A 25604-nucleotide genomic window follows, 5' to 3' on the forward strand; every position below is an offset into this window, starting at 1 on the left:
CGACGCTAGGAATTCGGCGGTCCGCGGAGAATGCGGCTGCGGACCCGACGGGGGTGCACTTTCCTCCACCCCCATCGTGCGGCTTCGGCCACTGTGCCCACCCGGCGTCAGCGCCCAAACTGGACTCATGGCCGCAGCTCGTCCGACCCTCACCGCCCTGGCCCGGAGCACCGCCCTCGCGGGCCTCGCCCTGCTGAGCCTGGCCGCCGGCCTGGTCATGCTGACGGCGGTGCTGCTCACCTTCCTGGTCGGCCTGGTGATCGTCTTCCCCTCGGCCGTACGGCTCGCGCGGGCCGTGACCCGGCGGCAGCGCGTGCTGGCCGCCCGCTGGTCGGGCATCTCGATCGACGATCCTTACCGGCCCGCGCCGCCCCCGCCGGTCCCGCAGGCCGACGGGTGGTATCGCGACGGCCGCACCCTCTACAGGAAGCCCACGATCCCGGCCTTCAACAAGCGGTGGAACTGGATGACCAAGGACCCCGCCACCTGGCGCGACCTCGCCTTCCTGCTCTCCGCGCCGGTGGCCGGCGGCTTCGTGGTCGCCGCTCCGCTGCTCGCGGTCGCGTACGGCGTCGCGTGGGCGGCCGGAGGCGACCCGGCGACGGGCGTGGTCTGGATCCTGCTCGCGGTGATCGCCACGCCCTGGTACGCGCCGTGGGCCGTGCGCCTGCACGGCCAGGTCGCCGCCGCGCTGCTGGGCCCCACCGAGAAGGCCAGGCTGGCCCAGCGGGTCACCCGCCTCGACGCCGCCCGCACCGAGGCCGTGGACTCGCAGGCCGCCGAGCTGCGCCGGATCGAGCGCGACCTGCACGACGGCGCCCAGGCCCGCCTGGTGGCGATCGGCATGACGATCGGCGCGGCCGAGCAACTGCTCGAAAGCGACCCTCAGGCCGCCCGGGCGCTGCTCGGCAAGGCGAGGGAGGCGTCGGCGACCGCGTTGCAGGAGATCCGGCGGCTGGTGCGCGGCATCCATCCCCCGGTGCTGGCCGAGCGCGGCCTCGGCGACGCCGTACGCGCCCTCGCCCTGGACAGCCCGCTGCGCGTCCACGTCACGGTCGACCTGCCCGAGCGCGCCTCCGCGCCGCTGGAGTCGGCGGCGTACTTCGCGGTCAGCGAGCTGCTGGCCAACGCCGCCCGGCACGGCGACGCGACCGAGGTGTGGGTGGACCTGAGCGCGCAGGGCCCGGCGCTGCGCGTGACGGTGACCGACGACGGCCACGGCGGTGCGGACCCCGAGCGCGGCACCGGCCTGCGCGGCATCGAGCGCAGGCTCGGGGCCTTCGAGGGCGTCCTCGCGGTGAACAGCCCCGTGGGCGGCCCGACCACGGCCGTCATCGAGCTGCCCCGGGCGTTCCGGCAGCGTCCGGCGCCGTCGTCCCCGTGGCGCGTCCTCGGCGGCCTGTGCTGGGTGCTGTGGCCGATCGCGCTGTTTCCGCAGGGGTTGGTCGCGATGGTGTTCAAGCTGGTGGGATCGCCGGTGAAGTCGTGGTTCCTGGCCCTGCACGTGCCCGGGCCCTTCCAGTGGCCGGTCATCGTCGGCATGATTGCGCTCGGCGGCGGCCTGCTGGCCGTCGCGCTGGCGACGACGGTGCGGACCAGGGAAACGGAGGGCGGCGGGTGCGTGTAGTTCTCGCGGAGGACCTGCACCTGCTGAGGGAGGGGCTGGTCGCGCTGCTGCGCGCACACGGGTTCGAGGTGGTCGCGGCGGTCGAGTCCGGCCCCGAGCTGCTCGCCGCCCTGGTCGGCGAGCGTCCCGACGTCGCCGTCGTGGACGTACGGCTGCCGCCGACCTTCACCGACGAGGGGCTGCAGGCCGCCCTGGCCGCGCGGCGGCAGGTGCCCGGCCTGCCGGTCCTCGTGCTCTCCCAGCACGTCGAGCAGCTGTACGCCAGGGAACTGCTGGCCGACGGGTCCGGCGGCGTCGGCTACCTGCTGAAGGACCGGGTGTTCAACGGCGAGCAGTTCGTCGACGCCGTACGCCGGGTCGCGGCCGGCGGGACGGCCATGGATCCCGAGGTGATCGCCCGGCTCCTGGCGAGCAACGCGCGCAACGAACCGCTCGGCCGCCTCACCCCCCGGGAGCGCGAGGTGCTGGAGCTGATGGCCGAGGGCAGGTCGAACGCCGCGATCGGGCAGCGGCTGTTCCTCAGCGACAGCGCGGTGGGCAAGCACACCGCGAGCATCTTCACCAAGCTGGGCCTCGCGCCCTCCGACGACGACAACCGCCGGGTCCTGGCCGTGCTCGCCTTCCTCAACAGCAAGTAGCGCCGCCGGGATTGTCGGTGCAGGCCGCTACGTTTGGGAGCGAGCTGTGGCACAGGCAGGAGGTCGGGATGAAATTCCAGGTGAACCGCGACGTTCTGGCGGACGCGGTGGCGTGGGCGGCCCGGGTGCTGCCCGCCCGGCCCGCCGTGCCCGTCCTCGCGGGCCTGTTGCTGGAGGCGGGTGACGACCTGCGGGTGTCCGCCTTCGACTACGACGTCTCGGCCCGTGCGGACGTCGAGGCCGACGTCGCCGAGCCGGGGCGGGTGCTGATCCCCGGCAAGGTCCTCGCCGAGATCACCCGGAGCCTGCCCGCCCGGCCCGTCGAGATCGTCAGAAGCGGCTCCGAGGCGGTGCTCACCTGCGGCAGCACGGAGTTCGGGCTGATCACGATGCCCGACGAGGACTTCCCCGCGATCCCGCCGATGCCGCCGAAGGTCGGCGCCGTGGGCGGCGGCGCGTTCGCCACCGCGGTCGGGCAGGTGGCCGCCGCCGCGAGCCGCGACGACACGCTGCCCATGCTGACGGGCATCCGCGTGGACATCGAGGGCCCGCGGGTGTCGATGGCCGCGACCGACCGCTACCGCATCGCCGCCGCGGAGTTCCTGTGGCATCCCGAGCGGCAGGACGCGCGGCACGGCGTGGTCGTGCCGGCGCGGGTGCTGGTCGAGGTGGCCCGATCGCTGCGGGGCGGCGAGGTGGCGATCGGCCTGGGCGACAACGTGGCGGGTTTCGAGAGCCAGGGACGCACGACCACCGTGCGGCTGCTGGACGACCAGTTCATCGACTACCGGTCCCGGCTGGCCGCGGAGTGGACGAACCACGCCGACGTGGAGGTCGCGCCGTTCGTGGAGGCCGTCAAGCGCGTCGTGCTGGTCGCCGAGCGCAACGCCGCGGTCCGGCTGTCGTTCTCCCAGGGACAGGTGCTGATCCAGGCGGGGGGCGGCGACATCGGCAGGGGCGCGGAGGTCGTCGAGGCCGCGCTGGCGGGCCCGGACATCCAGATCGCCTTCCAGCCCCACTTCCTGCTCGACGGGCTGGCGGGGGTCGAGACGGGGCGGGCGCGCATCCACATGGACTCGCCGACCCGTCCCGCGCTGATCACCGACGAGGGCGAGGACCCCGGCTTCCGCTACCTCGTCATGTCCCTGCGGCTCGGCTGAGCACGCTCGCCGGGCGGGGCTCAGGAGGGGTTCAGGAGGGGCTCAGGAGGGGATGGCGGCGGAGTCGGTGAGGGCGATGAGGATGTGCTCCATGCACGCGTGTCCGGCCCGCTCGGCTGCGGTGGCGTCGCCGGCGACGATCGCGCGCACGATCGCGTCGTGGGGGATGTAGTTCTGCTCCAGGGAGCCGCCGGCCGCCGCGATGCTCGCCCGCAGCGCCGCGGAGAAGTCGATGTAGAGGTCGATCAGCACCCTGTTGTGCGTGGCCTCGACGACCGCCACGTGGAAGGCGAGGTCGGCCTCGACGAACGCGTCCGGGTCGCCGTCCGACCATGCCTTCTCGCGCGCGGCCAGCGCGGCCTCGACGGACGCGATGTCCCCGTCGGTCCGCCGCGTCGCGGCGAGCCGGGCCGCCTCGACCTCCAGGGCGCGCCGGACCTCCAGGATCTCCAGCTGCTCGGCCGCGCGCAGCCGCCGGGCCATGGCGCCCGACAGCTCGCTGGTGGCCCGCACGTACGTGCCGTCGCCCTGGCGGCACTCCAGCAGTCCGGCGTGCGTCAGCGCGCGGACCGCCTCACGCACCGTGTTCCTGCCGACTCCGAGGTGCTCGGCGAGCACCGTCTCGGTGGGAATCTTGGCATTCATCTGCCAGGAGCCGGAGGTGATCTGCTCCTTGAGCTGGTCGATCACCTGGTCCACGAGAGACGCCCGCTGCGCCGTCCGCAGGCTCACGTCAGCCTCCTTTGGGTTGCCAATCATCCGATGATGGAATGAGTGGTAGACCCTCATTATTCCAGAGCCTCCAGCACAAGTCCGGAGCCCCAGGAGGCTATCGAGCGAGCACCGTCGTGGTCATGGAGCCCGGTATGTTCACGCGGATTCCGACCGCTTCCAGGGCTCTACGATATGCCCCTGTCTGCCGGTCGAGGGCACCGGCCTGGCCCCACAGGTCGCCGAGCATGCGCCAGGCCCGGGCGGTCTCCCGGTCGGGCGTCTCGCCGTCCAGCAGGTCGTGCGCGCGCTCCAGAGCGGTGGCCGGATCTTCGGACCGTGCCAAGGCGATCTCGGCCAGGATCATGTTCGCGGTCGCCGCGGTGGTCCCCTTGGCGCCGTCCAACAGATCCAGTGCCCGGCTGGCGAGCTCGGCTGCGGATTCCGCGTCTCCGGTCCGGAAGCGTACGAAACCCAGCACCACGAGGCTCCGCCCGTGGTCCTGCCGTTCGGCCGGGAACGCCGCGAAGACGTCCGCCGCGGCCTGCGCCAGGGCGTTGGCTCGATCCAAATCGGCGCCTTCGGGATTCGCCGCCGTGATGCGAGCCCAGTGCATCGCGATGCGGGCTCGTCGCACGGCGATCCGGGCCGGACGGCCCGCCGCGAGGGCGTCCTCGGCGAGCTGCACGGCCAGGGCCGAGTCCTCGCCCTCGGCCGCCGCGACGCTGGCCTGCCACAGCGCGAGGATCTCCGCGCTGCGGTCGCTCGCGTGCCCCGGGTCCGTGGCCGACAGCACCCGCTCGACGTACGGCAGGCCGGTCTCGGCCTCCACCAGCGCCAGCGCCAGCTCGGTGGCCAGCTCGCCCTCGACCACGCCGATCCGGTCGATCTGGCCGAGCGCCTGGGCGCCGAGGTCGCGCGCCCGCAGCCGGTCGCCGGCCCGCTGGTAGCAGCGGCACAGCGCCACCGTCAGCGGCAGGTCGGCGAGGCGCTCGGGATGCGCGGCGGCCTCGCGGCGCAGCCGCTCGTACGCCTCGACGGCCCGGCCGATGCGGCCCTGGGCCTCCAGCGCCCGCGCCACACCGAGGCGCGCGTGGGCGGCCAGCATGGCGTTGTCCTCACCCGCCGCCTTGACGATCTCCCCGAAGCGGTCGGCCGCCACGGCGGGATCGCCGTGATACAGCTCGAGCTCGGCATGTCGCAGGCCGAGCTCGGTGTCGATTCGCTGCCGGGGTTCGATCCCGTGGAGCAGGAACTCGGTGGTGCAACCGAGCCGCTCGGCGAGCAGTCGGGCGACGACCGGTGTAGGTGTCCGCTTTCCGGACTCAATGAGTGAGACGTAACTGTCGGACAGGTCGGGTCCGGCCAACTGGGCCTGTGACATGCGCCTGCTCAACCGCAATCCGCGGACGCGGTCGCCGATGGTTCCCTGACTCGGCATCTGATCTCTCAGGGCGGGGGAAGGGTCAATAGTGTCGCCATAATGGCACGAAGCGGCCGAATCGTGTAACCCTCCGTCAAGAATCACGACGATGAAGGTTCGATCACGGTGTCGAGATATCGGACGGTGGGCCTTCGGTCAGTCGTCGTCCCCGTCCTTGCTGGGGAAGATCATCTGGCAGACCTCCAGGTACAAGGTCTCCGGATAGGGGATGTGGGGGACGGTGCGCAGGGCCTGATCCTGGCCGGCCGACTCCATCACGAACTCGCCGTAGCCGAGCATGCGGCCGAGGAGCGAGCGCTGGAAGCTCATGTCGGTGACCTTGCTCAGGGGCATCATCGCGACCTTCCGCGTGATGAGGCCCGTAGTGAGAAGCATGCGCTGGGAGGTGACGACGAAGTAGTCGACCGACCACTCCGCGACCTTCCAGACGAATCGAACCAGCAGCAGGAGCCAGGCCCACCAGACGAGGGCGAGGGCCTGGCTCGCGCCGTTGTCGCTCAGGAACTTGCTGAGGACTCCGGCGAGGATGAGGCCGCCGAAGATCTCGGCGATCGGGCGCAGGAGGACGGCGGGGTGACGCCGGACCATGATGACTTGCTGTTCGTGGGGGAGGAGGTAGCGGTTGACCGACGACGGGGCCGAGTCCCCGTGGGTCACAAGTCTCATGTCAGGGTTGCGAAGAACTGCGCCATCGAGTCGGCCGCGTTGATGATCCCGTTGAAGGCCCCGTGGACCGTGTGGGCCGCGTCAGTCGGTCTTGTGAGCAGATAGAAACCCGCCGACACGATGAGCGTCCACTTGATGACTTTCTTCGCCTGCACCGCCGTCACCACTCCCATGACCAATACATTACCCAGACGCCCCGTTTGGTAAAGCGGCTAATCGCCAACGGGTTTTCTTGATCGTGACGACGGTCAGCCCCGCTCCGCCGCGGCGGTCGCCAGGACCCGCAGATGCTTGCGGGCGATGCGCTCGACCAGTGCGGGATGCGCCTGTCCGGTGACCTCGATGGCGCCGTGGTGGGCGGCCTGAACACACCGGGTCACCGTCGCGGGAGGATGCACCTCCGCGAACTCGTCCCTGAGCAGGGCCTCGAGCTGTTCGTAGGGCTCCTCGGCCGGATGCTGGATCATCGCTCTCCCTGGTGGCGCGCCGCTCGCGAGAGCGCGAGGTGACGTCGTCATCACACTGCGTACCCTACCGGGCGCGTAGTGTAACCAGAGGTGGGATGCGGACGGACCACGCGGAAAGGAAGGGAAATCAGACCCCCGGGAATCACCCGGGGGAATCAGCGCGGCGGGAGGTCAGACGACGCCGTACAGGCGGTCGCCGGCGTCGCCGAGGCCGGGCACGATGTAGCCGTTCTCGTTGAGCCGTTCGTCGAGGGCGGCCGTCACCACCCGGATCGGCCGGCCGCCGCCGCGGAACGCCCCGTCCAGGTAGGCGATGCCCTCCGGCGCGGCCAGCAGGCAGATCGCGGTGACGTCCCGTGCGCCGCGGTCGAACAGGAAGTTGATCGCCGCCGCCAGGGTGCCGCCCGTCGCGAGCATCGGGTCGAGCACGTAGCACTGCCGGCCGGACAGGTCCTCCGGCAGCCGGGTGGCGTAGGTCTGGGCCTTCAGTGTGGACTCGTCGCGGATCATGCCGAGGAAGCCCACCTCGGCGGTCGGCAGGAGCCGGGTCATCCCGTCGAGCATCCCCAGCCCCGCGCGCAGGATCGGCACCACGAGCGGCGCGGGCCGCGCCAGCCGTACGCCCTGGGTGGACACGAGCGGTGTGTCGACCGTCACGTCGGTGACCCGCACGTCTCTGGTGGCCTCGTAGGCGAGCAGCGTGACCAGCTCGTCGGCCAGACGGCGGAACGTCGGCGAGTCGGTCCGCACGTCGCGGAGAGTGGTGAGCTTGTGGGCGACGAGCGGGTGGTCGACGACGAGGGTCTCCATGGGAACAAAAGTTACCCTCTCCTGGGCAAAGCCTCGACGTCGGCTGAGTCTTTGATCACGATTTGGAGTGAGCGCCATACGGTGCGACTCCGATTCTGCGACCATTGCCTGCGTGAAGAGCGTGCGGTGGGGAAGACGATGACAGACGTGGACACTCTTGACTTCGCCATCGTCGTCTATCGCGAGGAGGACCGCTGGGAGGCGGAGATGCTCCCGGTGGCGCTGACCTCCGATCTGGACGGCCTCATTCACGCCCTCCGCCAGACCCCCAGCATGGGAACCACGATTGGCATGGTCGCCGTAGGGGATGACTTCTTCGTGGCGTTACGGGTCTTCGGCGAGCAGGTGGACGTCTTCCTCTCGGACATCACGGCCGCCTGGGAGTGGCCGCTGGCGCAGCAGGTCCTCGAATACCTCGACGTGCCCGTCCCCGAGGAGGAGGAGCTCGACAGCGTGCTTCCCGCCGGGGACCTGTCCATCTTCGCCGACCTCGGGCTCGACGAGATGGAGCTGGGCGCGCTGTCCGGAGACCTCGATCTGCTACCCGACGAGGTCCTGTCCAGCATCGCCGCGCGGCTGGGCTTCTCCCAGCCATTCGAACGCGCCGTCGACGCCGCCATCGGCTGACCTGGGGAGACGGCAATGCCCTCCAGATCCAACCTTTTCTCCGCCGGTTTCGCCCGCATCGACGGCCGGTGGATCGGCGCCGAGGTCGATCTCGGCGAGGCCGAGATCGCCGACGACCTGAGCGACGCCCTGCAGGAAGCCCTGGGGCTCAGCGGCGATGAGCTCGCGCTGCTCTGCGTGGAGGTCGAGGACGAGTGGTTCGCGATCATCCGTTATGAGGACGACCTCGATCCCCGCGTGTTCATCTCCGACGCGCACGCCGTGCAGAACGACCCTCTGGGCGAGATCTTCGCCGAGCTGGCCGGCGTCGTGGTCGACAAGGACGCGCCCGACCTCGGCATCCGTCCGGTCGGCGACCTGGAGCTGCTCGCCGACTTCTCGCTGAGTGCGGAGGAGCTCGTGGAGCTCAGCATGGAGGAGGGCGTTCTGCCCGCCGACATCCTCTCCCTCATCGCCGAACGGCTCGGCTTCCCCGACGAGCTCGACCGGCTGCGGTGACCGCCTCCCCGCCCGACGCGTACGAGGCCGCCATGCGGCTGGCGCTGGCGGAGGCCGTACGGGCGGGCGGGCGTGGCGAGGTGCCGGTCGGCGCCGTCGTGCTGGGCCCGTCACGGCCCGGCTCGGAGGAGCCGGGAGAGGTGCTCGCCGCCGCGGGCAACGACCGCGAGGCGAGCGCCGACCCCACGGCCCACGCCGAGGTGCTCGCCCTGCGCGCGGCCGCCGCGCGGATCGGCGACTGGCGGCTGACGGGCTGCACGCTGGTCGTGACCCTGGAACCCTGCACGATGTGCGCCGGAGCCGCCGTCCTCGCCCGCGTGGACCGCGTCGTGTACGGCGCGGCGGACGAGAAGGCCGGCGCCGCCGGATCGCTGTGGGACGTCCTGCGGGACCGCAGGCTCAACCACCGGCCCGAGGTGGTCATGGGCGTGCTGGCGGGCGAGTGCGCGGCCGTGCTGACCGGCTTCTTCTCGGGCCGCCGCGCCTGAGCCGGCGGCCGGAAGAAAACGGATGCACGCGCAGTGGGGTTCGTCCGGTAAGCTGCTGCGCGGTGGAGTCGCCTAGTGGCCGAGGGCGCACGCCTCGAAAGCGTGTGTAGGGCAACCTACCGTGGGTTCAAATCCCACCTCCACCGCCACCAAAAAGAGCCGCTGACCTGCGTGAACGGGTCGGCGGCTCTTGTGCGTTCAGGGGGCGGTCGACTTGGGGCCGGCCAGGCGCCGTACGCCGGCCGCGATCCAGATGCCGGCCAGCGCGGCGTAGGCGGTGAGCAGCGCGCCGGAGGTGGAGGACAGGAGCATCGCCAGGGCGGCGGCCAGTCCCAGGAGGATGGCCCAGCCGTACAGGACGGCCCGGCCCCGGGGCGCGCTCGTGTGCGCCGCCTCCTGCACGGGGGTGACCAGCGCCATGACCGCCGCGCCGCCCGTTCCCACCGCCTCCTGGGCGGTCGCCACGCCCGTGACGAGCAGCGCCGCGCCCAGGGCCGGTAGGCAGCAGCACACGAGGGCGGTGCGCGCCTCCGGGCCCTCGAAGAGCAGCCGGGTGGCCCTGGCGCGGGCCAGGCGCAGGGTGGTGACCGCCTCGGCCACCCAGGCCGCCCAGTGCAGGAGCGCGATGAGGACGAACAGGGCGATGACCGGAGGCGCGACCGGCAGCAGGAGCAGCATCCGCCACCCGCCGAAGAACGTGCCGCGCAGCCGGGCGAGCAGGCGATAGATCGGATTGCGCTGCTTGAGCGCCGCCACCAGGAGGTCCCTGGCCTGGTCGAACCCCGGAGACAGGCGGAGCACCTCGCGGAACGCACCGGCGGCCTCGCCGGGTGAGCCGAAGGCGAGCTGCGCGCGTCCGTACGCCAGGTGGGCCAGGGCGCTCTCGGGATCGAGCCGCACGGCCCGCGCGGCGGCCTCCTTGGCCTCGGCGGCGTCGCCGAGCATGGCGAGGGCCACCGCGAGCAGGCTCGCCAGGTCGGCGTCCTCGGGCGCGAGGGCGAGCCCGTGGCGCGCCGCGTCGGCCGCCAGCGGCCACTGCGCCGCGTCGACGTGCACCCGGGCCAGCAGCTCCCAGGCCGGCGCGTGCTCGGGGGCGAGCTCCAGGCACGCCCGCGTGGCCTCGGCGGCTTCCCTTGGGCGACCCGCCCGGTAGTACGCCTGACCGGCCACGTAGTGCGGGAACCAGTGGTCCGGCGCGAGCCGTACGGCTTCCGCGGCCTCGCCGATCGCCTCGGCCGGCCTGCGCTGCTGCGCCAGCGCCACCGCGAGGTAGGCGTGCCCGCTGACGTTCTGGGGATCCTCGGCGAGCAGGCCCCGCAGCTCCCGCTCGGCCTCGGCGGGACGGTTGAGCTCCAGCAGTGTCCGCGCCCGCTCCAGCGGTGCGGCGGTCACCATCCGCCCTTGCTGCCCTTCTTGCCCGTCCTGCCCGCCTTGCCGTCGATCCAGGGCATCAGCTCGTCCCACGCCCCGGAGTCGTTGGCGTGCAGGACGTAGTTGCGCGCCGTCCCCAGCCACTCCTTCACGGCCGTCGGCCGCGTCGCCTGGGCCACGGTGAGCAGGTCGTTCGTCGTCAGCGGGAGGGGACGGCCCGCGCTGATCGACTGGCGCAGCTTGGTCTCCACGGCGCGGTCGACCACGCCCTTGAGGTCCGCGCCGACGAAGCCGTCCGTCACCTTCGCCACCGCGTCGTAGTCCATCTCGGCGAGCGGCTTGTCGCGGCACAGGATGCGCAGGATGGCGGCGCGGGCCGAGGCGTCCGGCGGGGGCACGAACACCATCTGGTCGAACCGCCCGGGACGCCGGAAGGCCACGTCGATGTACCAGGGCGCGTTGGTGGCCGCCAGCACGAGGACGCCCTCGTTGGCGTTCTCCTCCACGCCGTCGAGCTCGGCCAGGAACTGGTTGACCAGCTGCCGGGTGTGCGCCTGCCGCATGTCCGAGCGGCGCGCGGCCAGCGCGTCCACCTCGTCGAAGAAGAGCACGCACGGCCGGTGGCGGCGGGCCATCTCGAACGTGGCCCGCAGGTTGCGCTCGCTGGAGCCGATGTACATGTCGAGGATGTCGGCCAGCCCGACGCTGATGAACGCCGCGCCGAGCTCGCCGGCCGCGGCCCTCGCCAGGTGGGTCTTGCCCGCGCCCGGAGGGCCGTACAGCAGCACGCCGCCGCCCGCCCGCTTGCCGAACGCGGCGAACAGCTCGGGCTGCTGGACGGGCAGCAGGAGCTTCAGCCGCAACGACTCCTTGACCGCCTCCATGCCGGCCACGTCGGCGAACGTGACGCCCGAGCGCTCGGCCTCTGCGCCGTAAAGGGGTGTTTCGGGCGCGTACGGCGGGGCGGCAGGGACGGGCTGGGGGGTCAGCCGGGCGGCGAGATCGGGGTCGGCCAGCGAGGGATCACGGGCGACCGCGTCGTGATACCGGCGCGCCGCCCCGGCCACGTCGCCCTCGCCCAGCAGCGCCCTCGCGGCGAGCAGCCCCACACGCGGCGCGTGCCCGGGAGCCGCCAGGAGCGGTTCCAGCGCCGACAGCGCGGCGCCGTACGCGCTCTGCCGTACGAAGGCCTCCGCGAGACCGGCGATGACGTCCGGGTCCTGCGGCGACAGCACGAGGGCGGCGCGGAACTCGGTTTCGGCCTCGGCGAGGTAACCCTTGGTCAGAAGCTGCTCGGCGAGGTGGCGCCGCAGGGGAAGGTTGTCAGGAGACAGCCGAGCCGCCTCGCGGAGGGCGTGGAGTCCGGCGTCGTCGAGCACTGCCCGGCTCCCTTCTTTCGAGGGCAGGTCACGTCAAATGACCGTAAGGCTACCGAAGCAGGCAGACAGCGGATCTCGCCCGGAGACCGGCCTAGTCCTGGACCTCCAGCACGCGGGCGTGCAGCACCGAGCGCTGGTGGAGGGCGGCGCGCAGGGCGCGGTGCAGGCCGTCTTCCAGGTAGAGCTCGCCCTTCCACTGCACCACGTGCGGGAACAGGTCGCCGTAGAAGGTCGAGTCCTTGGCCAGCAACGAGTGCAGGTCGAGCACCGCCTTCGTGGTGATCAGTGTGTCGAGCCGGACCTGCCGGGGCGGGATCTTCGCCCACTCGCGGGACGACAGTCCGTGCTCGGGATAGGGCCGTCCGTCACCGACCAACTTAAAGATCACGGTATGTAGTTTAGGAGACGACGCAAAGGTTCGCGCCCGAGGCCCTTTATAGGGTCTCAGATGCCCCCGGAGAAGGTGTCGCAGCGCGCCGGGTCGCCCGACGCGTAGCCGTTCGTGAACCACTTCTGCCGCTGGGCGGAGGTGCCGTGGGTGAACGCGTCCGGGTTGACCCTGCCCTGCACCTGCTCCTGGATGCGGTCGTCGCCCACCGCCGCGGCGGCGTCGAGCGCCTCCTGGATGTCGGCGTCGGTGAACGGCTTGGCGTAGAAGCCGGTGTCCACCGCGTTCTTGGCCCACACGCCGGCGTAGCAGTCGGCCTGGAGTTCGAGCCGCACCGAGCCGCTCTGCGCGCCCTGGTCCTGGCCCACCCGGTTCATCGTGCCGAGCAGGTCCTGCACGTGGTGGCCGTACTCGTGGGCGATCACGTACGCCTGGGCGAACGGGCCGCCCTTGGCCCCGAACCGCGACTGGAGCTCGTCGAAGAACGACAGGTCCAGGTAGACGTGCTTGTCGGCGGGGCAGTAGAAGGGGCCGACGGACGAGTCCGCGGCGCCGCACCCGGTCTGCACCCCGCCGGAGAACAGCGTGGTCTTCGCGCCGGAATAGCCGTCGATCTGCTCGCCCCAGTATTTCTGGATGCTGTTGACGACGCCCACGACGCGGCACTTCTCCGACTGGTCGGCGTCGGCGCCGGTCTTGCACTGCGCGCTCAGGTCGCTGGTCGGCTGCAGGCCGGCGGGCTCGTCGCGGCCGGTGATGTCGCCGGGGTTGACGCCGAAGATCAGGGCCAGGATGAGGGCGATGATGCCGGCGGCTCCGCCGCCGACGGCCAGACCCCCGCCGCGTAACCCTCCTCCACGGCCGACGTCCTCGACCTGCGAGGCGTCGAGTTGCGCTCGGTCATCGAAATCCATCTGCGACGCTCCCAATGGAGTGGCCGGTGGTCGGCGGGCTACTGCCCCGGACGGCGATGATCATGCGGGACGAACGCCATGCCGGATCCGTCTTGCCCTGATCTTCGGGTTTTGCCGGGTTAGGATCACCGCGTGCCTCTGACCGCCTTACCCCGGCTGGTGCCGCCGATGCCGGGCGGGCGGGGGTGGTTCGGCCCGCTGGCCGTGGCCGCTTTCGGGGGGTTCCTCCGGTTCTATCGCCTCGATGTCCCGCACGCGCTCGTCTTCGACGAGGTCTACTACGCCAAGGACGCCTATTCGCTGATCAGGTTCGGGGTCGAGCGGCAGTTCGCCGACGGCGCCGACCAGGTGTTCGTACGCGGCGGCACGGACGTGTTCAAGGCGTGCGGCACGGTCGAGGAGTGCGCCGCATACGTCGCCCACCCGCCGCTCGGCAAATGGCTCATCGGGGCAGGAGAGTGGCTTTTCGGCGTCACGCCCTTCGGGTGGCGGTGCGTCGCCGCGCTCGCGGGCACGCTCAGCGTGCTGGTCCTGGCGCGGACCGCCCGCCGGATGACCCGCTCGACCCTCCTCGGCTGCCTCGCCGGGCTGCTGCTGGCCATCGACGGCCTGCATCTCGTGCTGTCGCGCTCCGCCCTGCTCGACATCTTCCTCATGTTCTGGGTGCTCGCGGGCTTCGCCTGCCTGGTCGCCGACCGCGACGCGGCCCGCACCCGCCTGACGGAGTGGTATCGCACCTCCGCCCTGCTCGGGCCCCCTCCCCGGCTCGGCCTGCGGCCCTGGCGGCTGGCGGCCGGCGTGTGCCTGGGCGCGGCGTCGGCGACCAAATGGACCGGCCTGCTGTTCGTCGTGGCGTTCGGGATCATGACGCTCGTCTGGGACTGCGGGGCCCGGCGTGCCGTCGGCCTGCCCCGGCCCTGTCGGCGGGCCGCCCGCCTCGACTGGCCGCTCGGCCTCGCCTGGCTCGGCGCCGTGCCGGTCGTCGTCTACGTCGCGTCGTTCGCCGGATGGTTCGCCTCGGCCGGAGGGTGGGGCCGCAACTGGGACCGCGCGACCTCGAACGGCTGGGCCTACTTCGTCTTCGACTCGCTTCGCTCCCTGGTGGACTACCAGAGCCAGGTGTTCGGCTTCCACCAAGGGCTGAGCACGCACCACGACTACCAATCGGACCCGTGGACCTGGCCGCTGCTGTTGCGGCCCATCGCGTTCTTCTACCGGTCGCCCGGCGGCACGTGCGGCGCCGCCTCCTGCTCCCAGGAGATCCTCGGGACCGGCACCCCGGTGATCTGGTACGGCGGGCTGCTCGCGCTGGTCGCGATGGTGGCGTGGTATCTGGGGACCCGCGACTGGCGGGCCGGCGCCGTCCTGCTCGCCTACGGCGCGGGATGGCTGCCGTGGTTCTACTTCGCGCTGGCCGACGACCGCACCATGTACCTGTTCTACGCCCTTCCGGCGGTGCCGTTCATGGTCCTCGCGATCGTGCTGGCGTGCGGGCTCGTCCTCGGGCCGCCGGGCGCGCCGGCCGCGCGGCGCTCCACGGGGGCGGCGGTGGTGGGCGCGTTCACACTGCTCGCGCTCGTGAACTTCTGGTGGCTGTCGCCCGTGCTCACCGCCGTGCCCATTCCGTACGACGCCTGGCTGAGCCGCATGCTGCTGCGCGCCTGGATCTGATCGCTAGGCGTAGACGATGAAGTCGGGATAGACGTGGACGCCGGGCCGGCCGCCGATCTCCGCCACCGCGTCGCGGACCTGCCGCAGGTGCTCCACCGTCATCTGGAGCGGCGGCTCGTCCGGCTGATAGGTGGTGCGGATCCGGTAGTCCTCGCCCGGCGTGGTGGTCATCTCGATGTGGCAGCCGAGCACGTGGGTGACGGGGCGGTCCTCGGCGAACTTCACCAGGCGGTCGATCGTCTGCGCGAACGCCGGCCAGTCGGCGACGTACAGCCGCCCGGGATAGACGGTGTCACCGGTCAGCAGCAGACCGGTGGCCCGGTCGTAGAAGGTCACGGCGGACTTGTGGTGTCCGGGGCTCGCCACCGCGTCCAGGACGCGGCCGCCCAGGTCGACGGCGCCGGGCGTGTCGAGATCGTCGCCGAGGCCGAAGAACTCGCGTACGCGCTCCGGCGCGGGATCCACGATCACCGTGTGCGGGCGGTCGCGAAACTGGCCGTCGCCCGCGATGTGGTCGCCGTGGCCGTGCGTGTGGGCGACGAGGAGCCCGTAGTCCTCGCGGGGGTGATCGGCCAGCCAGCGGTCCACGATCTCGTCCACCGTCCGGCGCAGCGGGAAGTACGCGGGTGAGGCGGTCGCGCCGGTGTCGAGCAGGAGCGCCCGGGTGTTCCCGAACATCAGGAACATGAAGGGCGCCTCGTAGTTGATCGCCTTGTTCTGGCGCAGGACGTACGTGTGCTCGTCGTAGCGGTGCACCTGGATGTCGGGGTCGGCGTTGTGCTTGGCCGACTCCGAGCCGTGGATCCACCGGACGTCGAGGTCTCCCGCACGCGGACTCGCCGGGAAGTCGATCAGTTCCATGCGGGCCAGCCTAGGGAGACACGACCTAGAGACGGGTGGCGGCCCGGACCAACCCGGCGACGGCCTGCGAGCGGCTGTGCGGCGGCCACGCGATCAGCGTCGTCACCTCCGGGGCGTCCAGCACCGGCACCGCGGCGAGACCGGCGGGCAGATAGGCCCTGGCCGACTCCGGCAGCACCGCCGCGGCCCGGCCGAGCGCGATCAGCTGGAGCAGCTGCGCATGATCGCGGACCTGCGGACCGGGGCCGTCCGGGTAGGTGCCGTCGAGGTTGGGCCAGCGCGGCATCGGCAGCCCGGGCAGGGCGGTGACGTCGGCCATCAGCACGTGCGACCGGGTGGCCAGGGGATGCCCGGCCGGCAGGACGGCCACCTGCCCCTCCGTACGCAGCTCCTCGGTGTCGAACCCGGACGCCGAGTCGAACGGCCGGTGCAGCAGCGCCACGTCGGCCCGCCCGTCGCGCAGCAGGCGCTCCTGCTCGCCGATGCCGCACAGGAGCACGTCGACGGCGACCGCGCCGGGCTCGGCGGCGTACGCGTCGAGCAGCTTGGGCAGCAGTTCGGCGGCCGCTCCGGCCTTCGTGACGAGGACCAGGCTGGGGCTGCCGGTAGCGGCGAGCGCGGTGCGGCGGGTGCGGCGCTCGGCGGCCTCGACCGCGTCGAGGGCCGCCCGGCCCTCGCGCAGCAGCACCGACCCGGCCTCGGTCAGCGTGACGGAGCGGCTCGTGCGCTCGAACAGCACCACCCCGAGCCGCCGTTCGAGCCGGCTGATCGCCCGCGACAGCGGCGGCTGCGCGATCCCGAGCCGATGGGCGGCCCGTCCGAAGTGCATCTCCTCGGCGACGGTGACGAAATACCGCAGTTCCCGCGTCTCCACGCCGCCACGGTATCCCCGGGGAGCGCGGGATCGATACCCGCGAGGTATCGATGGTGGACCAAACGGTGTTGGAGGTCCCGGCGGGGTCGCGGACAGGATGAGACGCATGAGCGAACAGACGATCGCGCTGGTCACCGGCGCGAACAAGGGGATCGGTTATGAGATCGCGGCCGGCCTCGGCGCCCTCGGCTGGAGTGTCGGCGTCGGCGCCCGCGAGGACGAGCGCCGCGAGTCCGCGGTGGAGAAGCTGCGCGCGGCCGGCGTCGACGCGTTCGGCGTGCCGCTCGACGTGACCGACGACGCGAGCGTGGCCGCCGCCGCCGCGCTGATCGAGGAGCGCGGGGGCCGCCTCGACGTGCTCGTCAACAACGCGGCGATCACCGGGGGCATGCCGCAGACGCCCACCACGGTGGACCCCGCCACGATGCGGGCGACCGTGGAGACCAACGTGATCGGCGTCATCCGCGTCATCAACGCGATGCTGCCGCTGCTGCGCCGCTCGGCGTCGCCGCGGATCGTGAACATGTCGAGCACCGTCGGCTCTCTCACCCGGCAGACCGCTCCGGGCGTCGAGACGGGCCCGATCGCCGCCGCGTACGCGCCGTCGAAGACGTTCCTCAACGCCGTCACCGTGCAGTACGCCAAGGAGCTACAGGACACGAACATCCTGATCAACCTCGGCTGCCCGGGGTTCTGTGCGACCGACCTCAACGGCTTCCGCGGCGTCCGTACGCCGGAACAGGGCGCGGCGATCGCGATCAAGCTGGCGACCCTGCCCGACGACGGCCCGACCGGCGGGTTCTTCGACGACGCAGGGCCGATTTCCTGGTGAATCTCCGGATACGCGAAAGGCCCGGCTGGATGGACCGGGCCTTTCGCGTTCTTGCTGCTCAACCAAGCGCGGAGGATAGGAGATTCGAACTCCTGAGGGGTTGCCCCCAACACGCTTTCCAAGCGTGCGCCCTAGGCCAACTAGGCGAATCCTCCGTCGGACAGCTTAGCCCACTTTCCGGCGTGGTTTCGACTGTTGTCTCGACGGCCCGCGCACACCCGTCGAGTGGCTAGACTGTGGAACGGACCCCTCGCGCGGCGTCATCCTGTGAACCTCCCCAGGGCCGGAAGGCAGCAAGGATAAGCGGGCTCTGGCGGGTGTGCGAGGGGTCTCTCCGTTAGCGGGGTACTCCGGCCGGGTCGACCCTCCGAGGAGGCGGCATGAGTCTTGCGCTGTACCGCAAGTACAGGCCCGGGACGTTCGCCGAGGTCAAGGGGCAGGAGCACGTCACCGACCCGTTGCGCCAGGCGTTGCGCAGCGGCCGGATCCATCACGCCTATCTCTTCAGCGGTCCGCGCGGCTGCGGCAAGACCTCCAGCGCCCGCATCCTCGCCCGGTCGCTGAACTGCGAGAAAGGCCCCACGCCCGACCCCTGTGGGGAGTGCGAGTCGTGCGTCGCGCTGGCCCCCACCGGGCCCGGCCACCTCGACGTCATCGAGATCGACGCGGCGTCGCACGGCGGTGTGGACGACGCCCGCGACCTGCGCGAACGGGCCTTCTTCGCCCCCGTCTCGGCGCGCTACAAGATCTACATCATCGACGAGGCCCACATGGTCACCCGTGAGGGCTTCAACGCGCTGCTGAAGCTGGTGGAGGAACCGCCGCCGCACCTCAAGTTCGTCTTCGCCACCACCGAGCCGGAGAAGGTCATCGGGACGATCAAGTCCCGCACGCACCACTATCCCTTCCGGCTGATGCCGCCCGCGACCCTGCGCCGCCTCATGGAGGAGATTCTCGACTCCGAGTCCGTGCCGTACGAGCCGGCGGCGTTACCGCTGGTCGTACGGGCGGGGGCGGGATCGGCCCGCGACACCCTGTCGATCCTCGACCAGCTCCTCGCGGGCGCCGACGAGTCGGGCATCACCTATCAGCGGGCGGTGTCCCTGCTCGGCTACACGGACGGCGACCTGCTGGACGAGGTGGTCGACGCGTTCGCCAAGCGGGACGGCGCGGCCGTGTTCCACGCCGTGCACCGGGTGATCGAGGGTGGTCACGACCCGCGCCGCTTCGCCACGGACCTGCTCGAACGCTTCCGCGACCTGGTGATCCTCTCCAACGTCCCCGAGGCCGCGGGCAGCGGCCTGCTCGACCGGCCGGCCGACGAGCTGGAGCGTCTGCAGGCGCAGGCGGCGTCGATGGGCCCCGCCGAGCTGACCCGGGCGGCCGAGGTGTTCAACGCCGGGCTGACCGAGATGCGCGGCGCGACCTCCCCCCGGCTGCTGCTGGAGCTGATGTGCGCCCGCGTGCTGCTGCCCGGGGCCGACCAGGGCGAGGCCGCGCTGCTGACCCGCCTCGAACGGCTGGAGCGCGGCGTCGCGGCCGGGACCCACACCGTCGCGCCGCCGGCTCCCGTGTCGTCCGCGGCTCCCCAGGCCCCCGTGGCTCCACAGCCCGCGACCCCGGCACCGTCTCCGACACAGGCTCCCGGCCCGGCCGCGGACGACTGGCCGACCCCCGTACGGCCCGGCGCCGGGGCGGCGTCGCCGCCTCCGCAGGCGCAGCAGGCCCAGGCACCCGCCGTGGGCGGTGGGCCGGTGCAGCAGGCGTGGCCTCGGGTGCTCGAAGCGATCAAGAACCGCCAGCGGGTGGCCTGGATGATCCTCAACGCGCAGGGCAGGCTGCTCGGCGTCGAGGGCAACGTCGTGACCGTCGGCTTCGAGAAGCCGGGCGACGTGCAGGGCTTCCTCAAGGGCAAGCGCGACGAGGTGGTGGCCGCCGCGCTCGGCGACGTGCTCGGCGGCACCTGGCGCGTCGATGTCGTCGTCGGCGGTTCGGGCCCCGGCCCTGCCGGTCCCGCCACCCGCGGGCCGTCCGGTCCGCCGGCGCCCACCCCGTCCCCCACCTCGTCCCCCACCTCGTCCCCTGCGCCGTCTTCCGCGCCCACGGCTCCACCGGCTCCGCCGGCCGCGCCCGCCGCGTCGGCTCCTACGCCCGCGCCGCCGCAGGCCGCCGCTCCCAAAACCGCCCCGGCTCCGGAGCGGAAGGCCGCCGCACCCGCGGCGTCGCCCGCCGGCACGACCGACGAGTCGTGGCCGGACGCGCCGTCCGACGACTACGACGCGCCGTCCCCGTCCCCGTCCCCGTCCCCGTCCCCGTCCCCGTCATCGTCATCGTCACGGTCCGCGCCGGGCCCGGGCCTGGCCGCGGCGCGCTCGGCGGCCAGGGCCGCCGCCCAGACCGGCCCCCGGCAGGCCTGGCCGGAGACGGTGCCCGGCCGCAAGGGCGGCGGATCCTCCCGGCCTGACGATGACGTGGACCCGCTCAACGACGACGACGCGGACGTCAGCGAGCTGTCGGGCATGGCGCTGATCCAGCGCGAGCTGGGCGGTCGCGTCATCGAGGAGATCGACCACTCCTGAGCGCCTTCCCTGCCTGAAGAACCGCCGCCGCATGGACGGAGACTGGTGGGGTAACCGGTGTTCGTCCGCCTGCGACCCGGCGCGGAACACGTACGCACGCCGGTGCGGAACCGGGGCGGACACCGTAGGCTCGGTCGCGACGAACACGTCGCTGGACGCTGAGGAGCGCAACCATCGTGAACCCAGGGGATGTCAACCTCCAGCAGTTGCTGGAGCAGGCTCAGCTGATGCAGCAGCAGCTCGTCACCGCGCAGCAGGAGCTCAGCGACGCCGAGGTCGAGGGCAGTGCCGGAGGCGGCCTGGTCGTCGCCACCGTCAACGGCAGCGGCGAGCTTCTCGAGCTCGAGATCAGCCCGCTGGCCATCGACGCGAGCGACCCGGAGGAGACCGCGCAGACGATCGCGGACCTCGTGCTCGCCGCCGTGCGGGACGCCGTACGCGCCGCGGGGGAGCTGCAGCAGGAGAAGCTCGGCCCGCTCGCGCAGGGACTCGGGGGCGGCCTCGGCGGCCAGCTGCCGGGGTTCTAGAAGCATGTACGAAGGGGTCGTCCAGAACCTGATCGACGAGCTCGGGCTGCTGCCCGGCGTCGGTCCCAAGAGCGCGCAGCGGATCGCGTTCCACCTCCTCGCGGCCGACCCGGCCGACGTCAAGCGGCTCGCGCACGCGCTGCTCGAAGTGAAGGAGAAGGTGCGCTTCTGCCGCGTGTGCGGAAACGTGGCCGAAGAGGACCAGTGCCGGATCTGCCGCGACGCGCGGCGTGACCCGCACGTCATCTGCGTGGTCGAGGAGTCGAAGGACGTGGTGGCGATCGAGCGGACCCGCGAGTTCCGTGGTCGCTACCACGTGCTCGGCGGGGCGATCAGCCCGATCGACGGCGTCGGCCCGGACGACCTGAAGATCCGCGAGCTGATGACCCGGCTGGCCGACGGACAGGTGACCGAGTTGATCCTCGCGACCGACCCGAACCTCGAGGGCGAGGCGACGGCCACCTATCTGGCCAGGCTCGTCAAGCCCCTGGGATTGAAAGTGACCCGACTGGCCAGCGGTCTGCCTGTGGGCGGTGATCTCGAGTACGCCGACGAGGTCACTCTGGGCCGCGCTTTCGAAGGACGGAGGCTGCTGGATGTCTGACGAGTGGAACGACCTGGCCGCACGCGTCGCCGGACACGCGCAGAACTTCATCGACGGCCTCACCCGCCTGGCCGGCGGTGAGGGCGGCGACGCGACGCTGCCGCTTCTCCTGGTGGAGGTGGCCCAGGTCAGCCTCGCGGGCACCCAGCTCGGGGCCGCCCAGGACGTGATCCTCCAGGGCAACGTCGAGCCCGCGCTGAGCGAGGACCCCGACATCGACCCCCTCCGTACGGCTCTCGCCGCCCGCCTCGCCCCGGTGGACGACTACGCCGAGGTGTTCGACCCCTACAAGGACACCGTGGTCACCCCCTACCGGCTGTCGGACGACCTCACGGCGGTGGCGGCCGACCTCATCCACGGGCTGCGGCACTACCAGGCGGGCCGTCCGCTGGAGGCGCTGTGGTGGTGGCAGTACTCCTACTTCAACACCTGGGGCAACCACGCGGGCGCGGCGCTGCGGGCCCTGCAGGCGCTCGTCGCGCACACCCGGCTGGACGTGGTGGAAGAGGGCACCGCCGTCTGACCGTACGGCGGGGCGTCCACATGCTGGTCGGTGCCGGTCTCAGTTTGGGACGTCCAAGTACACTGTGAGCTCCACGTCCTGATTCGTTGGAGATTCCAGTGGCGCTCGTTGTGCAGAAGTACGGTGGTTCCTCCGTAGCCGACGCGTCCTGCATCAAGCGGGTCGCCCAGCGGATCGTCGCGACGAAAAAAGCGGGCAACGACGTCGTGGTGGTGGTCTCCGCGATGGGCGACACGACCGACGAGCTGCTCGACCTCGCCCAGCAGGTGTCGCCGCTGCCGCCCGGCCGCGAGCTCGACATGCTGCTGACCTCGGGTGAGCGGATCTCGATGGCGCTGCTCGCGATGGCGATCGCCAACCTCGGTCACGAGGCGCGCAGCTTCACCGGCTCGCAGGCCGGTGTCATCACCGACTCGACGCACGGCAAGGCGCGCATCATCGACGTGACGCCCAGCCGCATCCAGGAGGCCGTCGACGCCGGTCAGATCGCGATCGTGGCCGGGTTCCAGGGCGTCTCCCAGGACAGCAAGGACATCACGACGCTGGGCCGGGGCGGGTCCGACACCACGGCCGTCGCGCTCGCGGCGGCGCTCGGCGCGGACGTCTGTGAGATCTACACCGACGTGGACGGCATCTACACCGCCGATCCCCGCATCGTCCGTACGGCGCGGCAGATCCCGCGGATCTCCTATGACGAGGCCATGGAGATGGCGGCGTGCGGGGCGAAGATCCTGCACCTGCGCTGCGTGGAGTACGCCCGCAGGTTCGACCTGCCCATCCACGTCAGAAGCTCGTTCAGCACGAGGGAAGGCACCTGGGTCGTCTCCGACCCCTACAGCGAAGGAACCGAAGTGGAGCAGCCCATCATCTCCGGGGTCGCGCACGACCGGAGCGAGGCCAAGATCACTGTGGTCGGGGTGCCCGACAAGGTCGGCGAGGCGGCGGCCATCTTCCGCACGCTGGCGGACGCCGAGATCAACATCGACATGATCGTCCAGAACGTGTCGGCCGCGGCGACCGGTCGCACCGACATCTCCTTCACGCTCCCGGCCAACGACAGCCAGACGGCCCTCACGGCGCTGAAGAAGATCCAGAACCAGGTCGCCTTCGAGTCGCTGCTGTACGACGACCAGATCGGCAAGGTCTCCCTGATCGGTGCGGGCATGCGCTCGCACCCGGGTGTCACCGCCAAGTTCTTCGGCGCGCTGGCCGACGCCGGGGTCAACATCGAGATGATCTCGACCTCGGAGATCCGCATCTCCGTCGTCGTGGGGCAGAACGAGGTGGACACCGCGGTCGCCGCCGCCCACCGCGCGTTCGACCTCGACGCCGACCAGGTCGAGGCCGTTGTGTACGGAGGTACCGGACGATGAGCCGCAAGCCCACCCTCGCCGTCGTCGGCGCGACCGGTGCCGTCGGCACCGTCATGCTCGACATCCTGACCGGCCGCACCGACCTGTCCGACGCGTACGGCGAGATCCGGCTGATCGCCTCGCCGCGGTCGGCGGGCAAGGTGCTGAGCGTGCGCGGCGAGGACGTCGTCGTCCAGGCGCTGTCGCCGGAGGCGTTCGACGGCGTCGACATCGCGATGTTCGACGTGCCGGACGAGGTCTCCGCCGAGTGGGCACCGATCGCCGCCTCGCGCGGTGCGGTGGCCGTGGACAACTCCGGCGCCTTCCGCATGGACCCGGACGTGCCGCTCGTGGTGCCCGAGTGCAACCCCGAGCAGGCCCGCAACCGGCCCAAGGGGATCATCTCGAACCCCAACTGCACCACGCTGTCGATGATGGCCGCGATGGGCGCGCTGCACCGCGAGTATGGCCTGCGCGAGCTGGTCGTCGCCTCCTACCAGGCGGTGTCCGGCGCCGGCGTGGCCGGGCCCGAGCGGCTGTACGCCGAGATCGAGGCCGTCGCCGGCGACCGGACGATGGGCACCGTGGCGGGCGACGTGCGCAAGGCCGTGCCCGACCTGGCCGGCTCGCCGTTCCCGGCCCCGCTGGCGCTCAACGTGGTGCCGCTCGCGGGCTCGCTCAAGGACGGCGGCTGGACCTCCGAGGAGCTGAAGGTCCGCAACGAGTCGCGCAAGATCCTCGGCATCCCCGGCCTGAAGGTCTCGGCGACCTGCGTGCGCGTCCCGGTGGTGACCACCCACTCGCTGGCCGTCCACGCGACGTTCGAGCGGGAGGTCACGGTCGAGGGCGCCCGGGCGATCCTCGACGCCGCGCCGACCGTCGTGGTGCTCGACGACCCCGCGAACGGCGTGTTCCCCACGCCGGCCGACGTCGTGGGCACCGACCCGACCTACGTCGGGCGGATCCGCCAGGCGATCGACTTCCCGAACACGCTCGACCTGTTCCTGTGCGGCGACAACCTGCGCAAGGGCGCGGCGCTGAACACCGCCGAGATCGCCGCGCTGGTCGCGACCGAGTTCGCGTAGGTCGTCACCGGAACAGCACGTCCCAGTGGGTCGGCTCGTCGGCCCACACATCACCTCTCATGTCCGATCCCACCTCCGCTCCCATGTCCGGCGGCGCGGCGCGATACAGCGCCGCGCCGTCGGCGCGCGTGCGCCAGTAGTGATGGGCGCCGGTGATGTACGCGTCGAGGCACCGGTTGTGCGCGAGGTCCACCTTGTAGCCGTTGCCGTGGCTGTAGCGGCCGTCGGCGTGCCCGGTCTCGGTGCCGCCGGTGACCGTCACCGGGCAGCCGCTGTCGCGCCGCAGGTCGATGGTGCGCATCAGCGTGCCGTAGCGGATCGCCTCCAGCGACGTGCAGGAGGGGCGGCGGCGGTCGGTGCAGCCTCCGGTCGACTTCCGGCGCACCCCGGCGTCCAGCAGCAGGCCGGCCGCTCGCGCGTGGCCGATCCGCTCGTCCGCCGCCATCGTGTCCCAGGTCTTCACCGTGGCGATGAACGTGCCGGCCAGCAGCGGCGGGAGGGAGATCTCCCCCCTCACCTCCCCGCTCACCTCAACGCTCACCTCCCCGCTCACCTCGACACCGGGATCGGCCGCGGGCGGCGGTGACGGAGGGGGGAGGGGGTCCCTGCCGTGCTGCATGGGCAGGCAGATCAGTACGGCGGTGCCGATGCCGGCCAGCCCCCGCCATGACGGGCGGACTTCCACGTGCCTCGCTTCCTCGGTGTTTCCTTGGTCGACGACGGGGGCTGAGGTCTTCAATGCCACACGTGGGAACGGGCAGGCTCGCTGCCACGACGCGGTTTGCCGCGACTCGTGGATCATCTTGTCGGTTCATGACCGGACACGGGCCCGAGCCGTACAGTGACGAGCGTGGCCGAGAGTACACGGGAGCAGATCGTCGAGACGGCCCTCCGGTTGTTCAGGGATCGGGGGTACGAAGCGACCACCATGCGTGCCATCGCCGCGGAGGCCGGCGTGTCGGTGGGCAACGCCTACTACTACTTCAGGTCCAAGGAACAGCTGATCCAGGCGTACTACGACCGGGCGCAGGAGACACACGAGGCGGCCTGCCGTGAGGTGTTCGCCGCCGAGAGATCGTTCGCCGGACGGCTCGGCGGCGTGCTGCGGGAATGGGTGCGGATCTCCGAGCCCTACCACGAGTTCGCGGTGAAGTTCTTCAAGCACGCGGCGGAGCCCAGCAACCCCCTGAGCCCGTTCAGCGCCGAGTCGGCGCCCGCCCGCGAGTCGGCCATTGCGCTCTATCGGGAGGTGGTCGAGGGATCGGCCGGACGGATGGACGACGAGCTGCGCGAGGAGCTTCCCGAACTGCTGTGGCTGCTGTGGATGGGGGTCGTGTTGTTCTGGGTCCACGACAACTCGCCCGGCTGCGCGCGCACCTATCGGCTGATCGACCGGGTCGTCCCGCTCGTCGACCGGCTGGTCGGCCTGTCGCACCTGCCCGGTATCAAGGGCGTGGCCAGGGAAGTGATCGAGGTGGTGCACGAACTTCGGGCGTGACCGCGACTCC

The 25604-nt window shown here is 71.6% G+C and carries 28 protein-coding genes, 2 tRNA genes and 1 other RNA gene; 17 read left to right on the forward strand and 14 right to left on the reverse strand.

Translation table 11 applies throughout. The annotated features are described in order from the left end of the window. Nucleotides 1-127 precede the first annotated feature (127 nt). From FLX08_RS18600 to dnaN, 3 genes are all read left to right on the forward strand, one after another. On the forward strand, nucleotides 128-1627 hold the full coding sequence (locus tag FLX08_RS18600) for a sensor histidine kinase (protein WP_142620142.1): 1500 nt from the start codon (nucleotides 128-130) through the stop codon (nucleotides 1625-1627). Then, nucleotides 1618-2265 carry a response regulator transcription factor gene (locus FLX08_RS18605; RefSeq protein ID WP_079314250.1) on the forward strand — a complete coding sequence of 216 codons (648 nt, stop codon included), beginning with the start codon at nucleotides 1618-1620 and terminating at the stop codon, nucleotides 2263-2265. The genes FLX08_RS18600 and FLX08_RS18605 overlap by 10 nt, the downstream gene beginning before the upstream one ends. Nucleotides 2266-2333: 68 nt before the next feature. Further along, the gene (gene dnaN / locus FLX08_RS18610) at nucleotides 2334-3425 is read left to right on the forward strand and encodes a DNA polymerase III subunit beta (protein ID WP_142620143.1); all 1092 of its coding nucleotides are present in this window, start codon (nucleotides 2334-2336) and stop codon (nucleotides 3423-3425) included. A 42-nt stretch (nucleotides 3426-3467) separates the two neighbouring features. Here the strand turns inward: dnaN and FLX08_RS18615 are convergent, their stop codons facing one another. From FLX08_RS18615 to upp, 6 genes are all read right to left on the reverse strand, one after another. Then, nucleotides 3468-4157, reverse strand: a complete 690-nt coding sequence (locus tag FLX08_RS18615) for a FadR/GntR family transcriptional regulator (RefSeq protein ID WP_142620144.1) — start codon at nucleotides 4155-4157, stop codon at nucleotides 3468-3470. Nucleotides 4158-4254: 97 nt separating this feature from the next. After that, nucleotides 4255-5577 (reverse strand): helix-turn-helix domain-containing protein, encoded by a 1323-nt coding sequence (locus FLX08_RS18620; RefSeq protein ID WP_142620145.1) that lies wholly within the window; start codon nucleotides 5575-5577, stop codon nucleotides 4255-4257. 138 nt (nucleotides 5578-5715) lie between these two features. After that, nucleotides 5716-6246, reverse strand: coding sequence for a PH domain-containing protein (locus FLX08_RS18625; protein WP_030508643.1), 531 nt, complete (start codon nucleotides 6244-6246; stop codon nucleotides 5716-5718). After that, a complete protein-coding gene (locus tag FLX08_RS40715; protein WP_167530479.1) occupies nucleotides 6243-6419 on the reverse strand; it encodes a hypothetical protein in 177 nt (58 codons plus the stop codon). The genes FLX08_RS18625 and FLX08_RS40715 overlap by 4 nt, the downstream gene beginning before the upstream one ends. A 75-nt stretch (nucleotides 6420-6494) precedes the next feature. Then, nucleotides 6495-6713, reverse strand: coding sequence for a hypothetical protein (locus FLX08_RS18630; protein ID WP_142620146.1), 219 nt, complete (start codon nucleotides 6711-6713; stop codon nucleotides 6495-6497). 171 nt (nucleotides 6714-6884) lie between these two features. Continuing rightward, on the reverse strand, nucleotides 6885-7523 hold the full coding sequence (upp, locus tag FLX08_RS18635) for a uracil phosphoribosyltransferase (RefSeq protein ID WP_142620147.1): 639 nt from the start codon (nucleotides 7521-7523) through the stop codon (nucleotides 6885-6887). A gap of 138 nt (nucleotides 7524-7661) precedes the next feature. Between upp and FLX08_RS18640 the strand changes: the two genes are divergently transcribed. The 4 genes from FLX08_RS18640 (at nucleotide 7662) to FLX08_RS18655 (ending at nucleotide 9285) form a co-directional block, all read left to right on the forward strand. Beyond that, nucleotides 7662-8150 carry a tRNA adenosine deaminase-associated protein gene (locus FLX08_RS18640; RefSeq protein WP_030508646.1) on the forward strand — a complete coding sequence of 163 codons (489 nt, stop codon included), beginning with the start codon at nucleotides 7662-7664 and terminating at the stop codon, nucleotides 8148-8150. Between the two features lie 15 nt (nucleotides 8151-8165). Next, nucleotides 8166-8648, forward strand: coding sequence for a tRNA adenosine deaminase-associated protein (locus tag FLX08_RS18645; protein ID WP_142620148.1), 483 nt, complete (start codon nucleotides 8166-8168; stop codon nucleotides 8646-8648). A 32-nt stretch (nucleotides 8649-8680) separates the two neighbouring features. After that, nucleotides 8681-9136: a tRNA adenosine(34) deaminase TadA gene (tadA, locus tag FLX08_RS18650; RefSeq protein ID WP_142620182.1), complete on the forward strand. Its 456-nt coding sequence runs from the start codon at nucleotides 8681-8683 to the stop codon at nucleotides 9134-9136. Nucleotides 9137-9197: 61 nt separating this feature from the next. Next, nucleotides 9198-9285: transfer RNA gene (locus FLX08_RS18655), tRNA-Ser, on the forward strand. 49 nt (nucleotides 9286-9334) lie between these two features. Here the strand turns inward: FLX08_RS18655 and FLX08_RS18660 are convergent. The 4 genes from FLX08_RS18660 to ypfJ all read right to left on the reverse strand — a co-directional run bounded on the left by FLX08_RS18660 (nucleotide 9335) and on the right by ypfJ (nucleotide 13188). Beyond that, a complete protein-coding gene (locus tag FLX08_RS18660; protein WP_142620149.1) occupies nucleotides 9335-10531 on the reverse strand; it encodes a tetratricopeptide repeat protein in 1197 nt (398 codons plus the stop codon). Next, the gene (locus tag FLX08_RS18665; RefSeq protein ID WP_142620150.1) at nucleotides 10525-11886 is read right to left on the reverse strand and encodes an ATP-binding protein; all 1362 of its coding nucleotides are present in this window, start codon (nucleotides 11884-11886) and stop codon (nucleotides 10525-10527) included. The genes FLX08_RS18660 and FLX08_RS18665 overlap by 7 nt, the downstream gene beginning before the upstream one ends. Before the next feature lie 91 nt (nucleotides 11887-11977). Further along, nucleotides 11978-12274 carry a type II toxin-antitoxin system VapB family antitoxin gene (locus FLX08_RS18670; protein WP_142620151.1) on the reverse strand — a complete coding sequence of 99 codons (297 nt, stop codon included), beginning with the start codon at nucleotides 12272-12274 and terminating at the stop codon, nucleotides 11978-11980. A 56-nt stretch (nucleotides 12275-12330) separates the two neighbouring features. Then, nucleotides 12331-13188: a KPN_02809 family neutral zinc metallopeptidase gene (gene ypfJ, locus FLX08_RS18675; protein WP_142620152.1), complete on the reverse strand. Its 858-nt coding sequence runs from the start codon at nucleotides 13186-13188 to the stop codon at nucleotides 12331-12333. Nucleotides 13189-13320: 132 nt separating this feature from the next. Between ypfJ and FLX08_RS18680 the strand changes: the two genes are divergently transcribed. After that, nucleotides 13321-14859, forward strand: coding sequence for a dolichyl-phosphate-mannose--protein mannosyltransferase (locus FLX08_RS18680; protein ID WP_341874337.1), 1539 nt, complete (start codon nucleotides 13321-13323; stop codon nucleotides 14857-14859). A 3-nt stretch (nucleotides 14860-14862) separates the two neighbouring features. On the opposite strand, the gene FLX08_RS18685 is transcribed toward FLX08_RS18680, so the two are convergent. Then, entirely contained in the window at nucleotides 14863-15720 is an 858-nt protein-coding gene (locus tag FLX08_RS18685) for an MBL fold metallo-hydrolase (RefSeq protein WP_142620153.1), read from the reverse strand. Nucleotides 15721-15745: 25 nt separating this feature from the next. Continuing rightward, nucleotides 15746-16594 (reverse strand): LysR family transcriptional regulator, encoded by an 849-nt coding sequence (locus tag FLX08_RS18690; protein ID WP_142620154.1) that lies wholly within the window; start codon nucleotides 16592-16594, stop codon nucleotides 15746-15748. 106 nt (nucleotides 16595-16700) lie between these two features. On the opposite strand from FLX08_RS18690, the gene FLX08_RS18695 reads away from it, so the two are divergent. Next, nucleotides 16701-17426, forward strand: a complete 726-nt coding sequence (locus FLX08_RS18695) for an SDR family oxidoreductase (protein WP_142620155.1) — start codon at nucleotides 16701-16703, stop codon at nucleotides 17424-17426. A 69-nt stretch (nucleotides 17427-17495) separates the two neighbouring features. On the opposite strand, the gene FLX08_RS18700 is transcribed toward FLX08_RS18695, so the two are convergent. After that, nucleotides 17496-17581, reverse strand: a tRNA-Ser gene (locus FLX08_RS18700). Between the two features lie 86 nt (nucleotides 17582-17667). Between FLX08_RS18700 and ffs the strand changes: the two genes are divergently transcribed. The 7 genes from ffs (at nucleotide 17668) to FLX08_RS18735 (ending at nucleotide 24096) form a co-directional block, all read left to right on the forward strand. Continuing rightward, nucleotides 17668-17763, forward strand: an RNA gene (ffs, locus tag FLX08_RS18705) — signal recognition particle sRNA small type. Between the two features lie 43 nt (nucleotides 17764-17806). After that, nucleotides 17807-20005 (forward strand): DNA polymerase III subunit gamma and tau, encoded by a 2199-nt coding sequence (locus tag FLX08_RS18710; RefSeq protein WP_142620156.1) that lies wholly within the window; start codon nucleotides 17807-17809, stop codon nucleotides 20003-20005. Nucleotides 20006-20181: 176 nt separating this feature from the next. Continuing rightward, on the forward strand, nucleotides 20182-20532 hold the full coding sequence (locus FLX08_RS18715) for a YbaB/EbfC family nucleoid-associated protein (protein WP_079320096.1): 351 nt from the start codon (nucleotides 20182-20184) through the stop codon (nucleotides 20530-20532). Between the two features lie 4 nt (nucleotides 20533-20536). Further along, the gene (gene recR, locus FLX08_RS18720) at nucleotides 20537-21136 is read left to right on the forward strand and encodes a recombination mediator RecR (RefSeq protein ID WP_142620157.1); all 600 of its coding nucleotides are present in this window, start codon (nucleotides 20537-20539) and stop codon (nucleotides 21134-21136) included. After that, nucleotides 21129-21659, forward strand: coding sequence for a DUF5063 domain-containing protein (locus FLX08_RS18725; RefSeq protein WP_142620158.1), 531 nt, complete (start codon nucleotides 21129-21131; stop codon nucleotides 21657-21659). Before recR ends, FLX08_RS18725 begins: the two co-directional genes overlap by 8 nt. A gap of 98 nt (nucleotides 21660-21757) precedes the next feature. Beyond that, on the forward strand, nucleotides 21758-23032 hold the full coding sequence (locus tag FLX08_RS18730; RefSeq protein ID WP_030508661.1) for an aspartate kinase: 1275 nt from the start codon (nucleotides 21758-21760) through the stop codon (nucleotides 23030-23032). Then, a complete protein-coding gene (locus FLX08_RS18735; RefSeq protein WP_142620159.1) occupies nucleotides 23029-24096 on the forward strand; it encodes an aspartate-semialdehyde dehydrogenase in 1068 nt (355 codons plus the stop codon). Before FLX08_RS18730 ends, FLX08_RS18735 begins: the two co-directional genes overlap by 4 nt. 4 nt (nucleotides 24097-24100) lie before the next feature. Here the strand turns inward: FLX08_RS18735 and FLX08_RS18740 are convergent, their stop codons facing one another. Further along, entirely contained in the window at nucleotides 24101-24781 is a 681-nt protein-coding gene (locus FLX08_RS18740; protein WP_142620160.1) for a hypothetical protein, read from the reverse strand. Nucleotides 24782-24946: 165 nt separating this feature from the next. Here FLX08_RS18740 and FLX08_RS18745 point away from each other — a divergent pair, with 165 nt between their 5' ends. Then, nucleotides 24947-25594: a TetR/AcrR family transcriptional regulator gene (locus FLX08_RS18745; protein WP_244312735.1), complete on the forward strand. Its 648-nt coding sequence runs from the start codon at nucleotides 24947-24949 to the stop codon at nucleotides 25592-25594. The last annotated feature ends 10 nt before the right edge of the window (nucleotides 25595-25604 follow it).

Origin of the sequence: Microbispora hainanensis (assembly GCF_006874475.1) — a bacterium.
GTDB lineage: Bacteria > Actinomycetota > Actinomycetes > Streptosporangiales > Streptosporangiaceae > Microbispora > Microbispora hainanensis.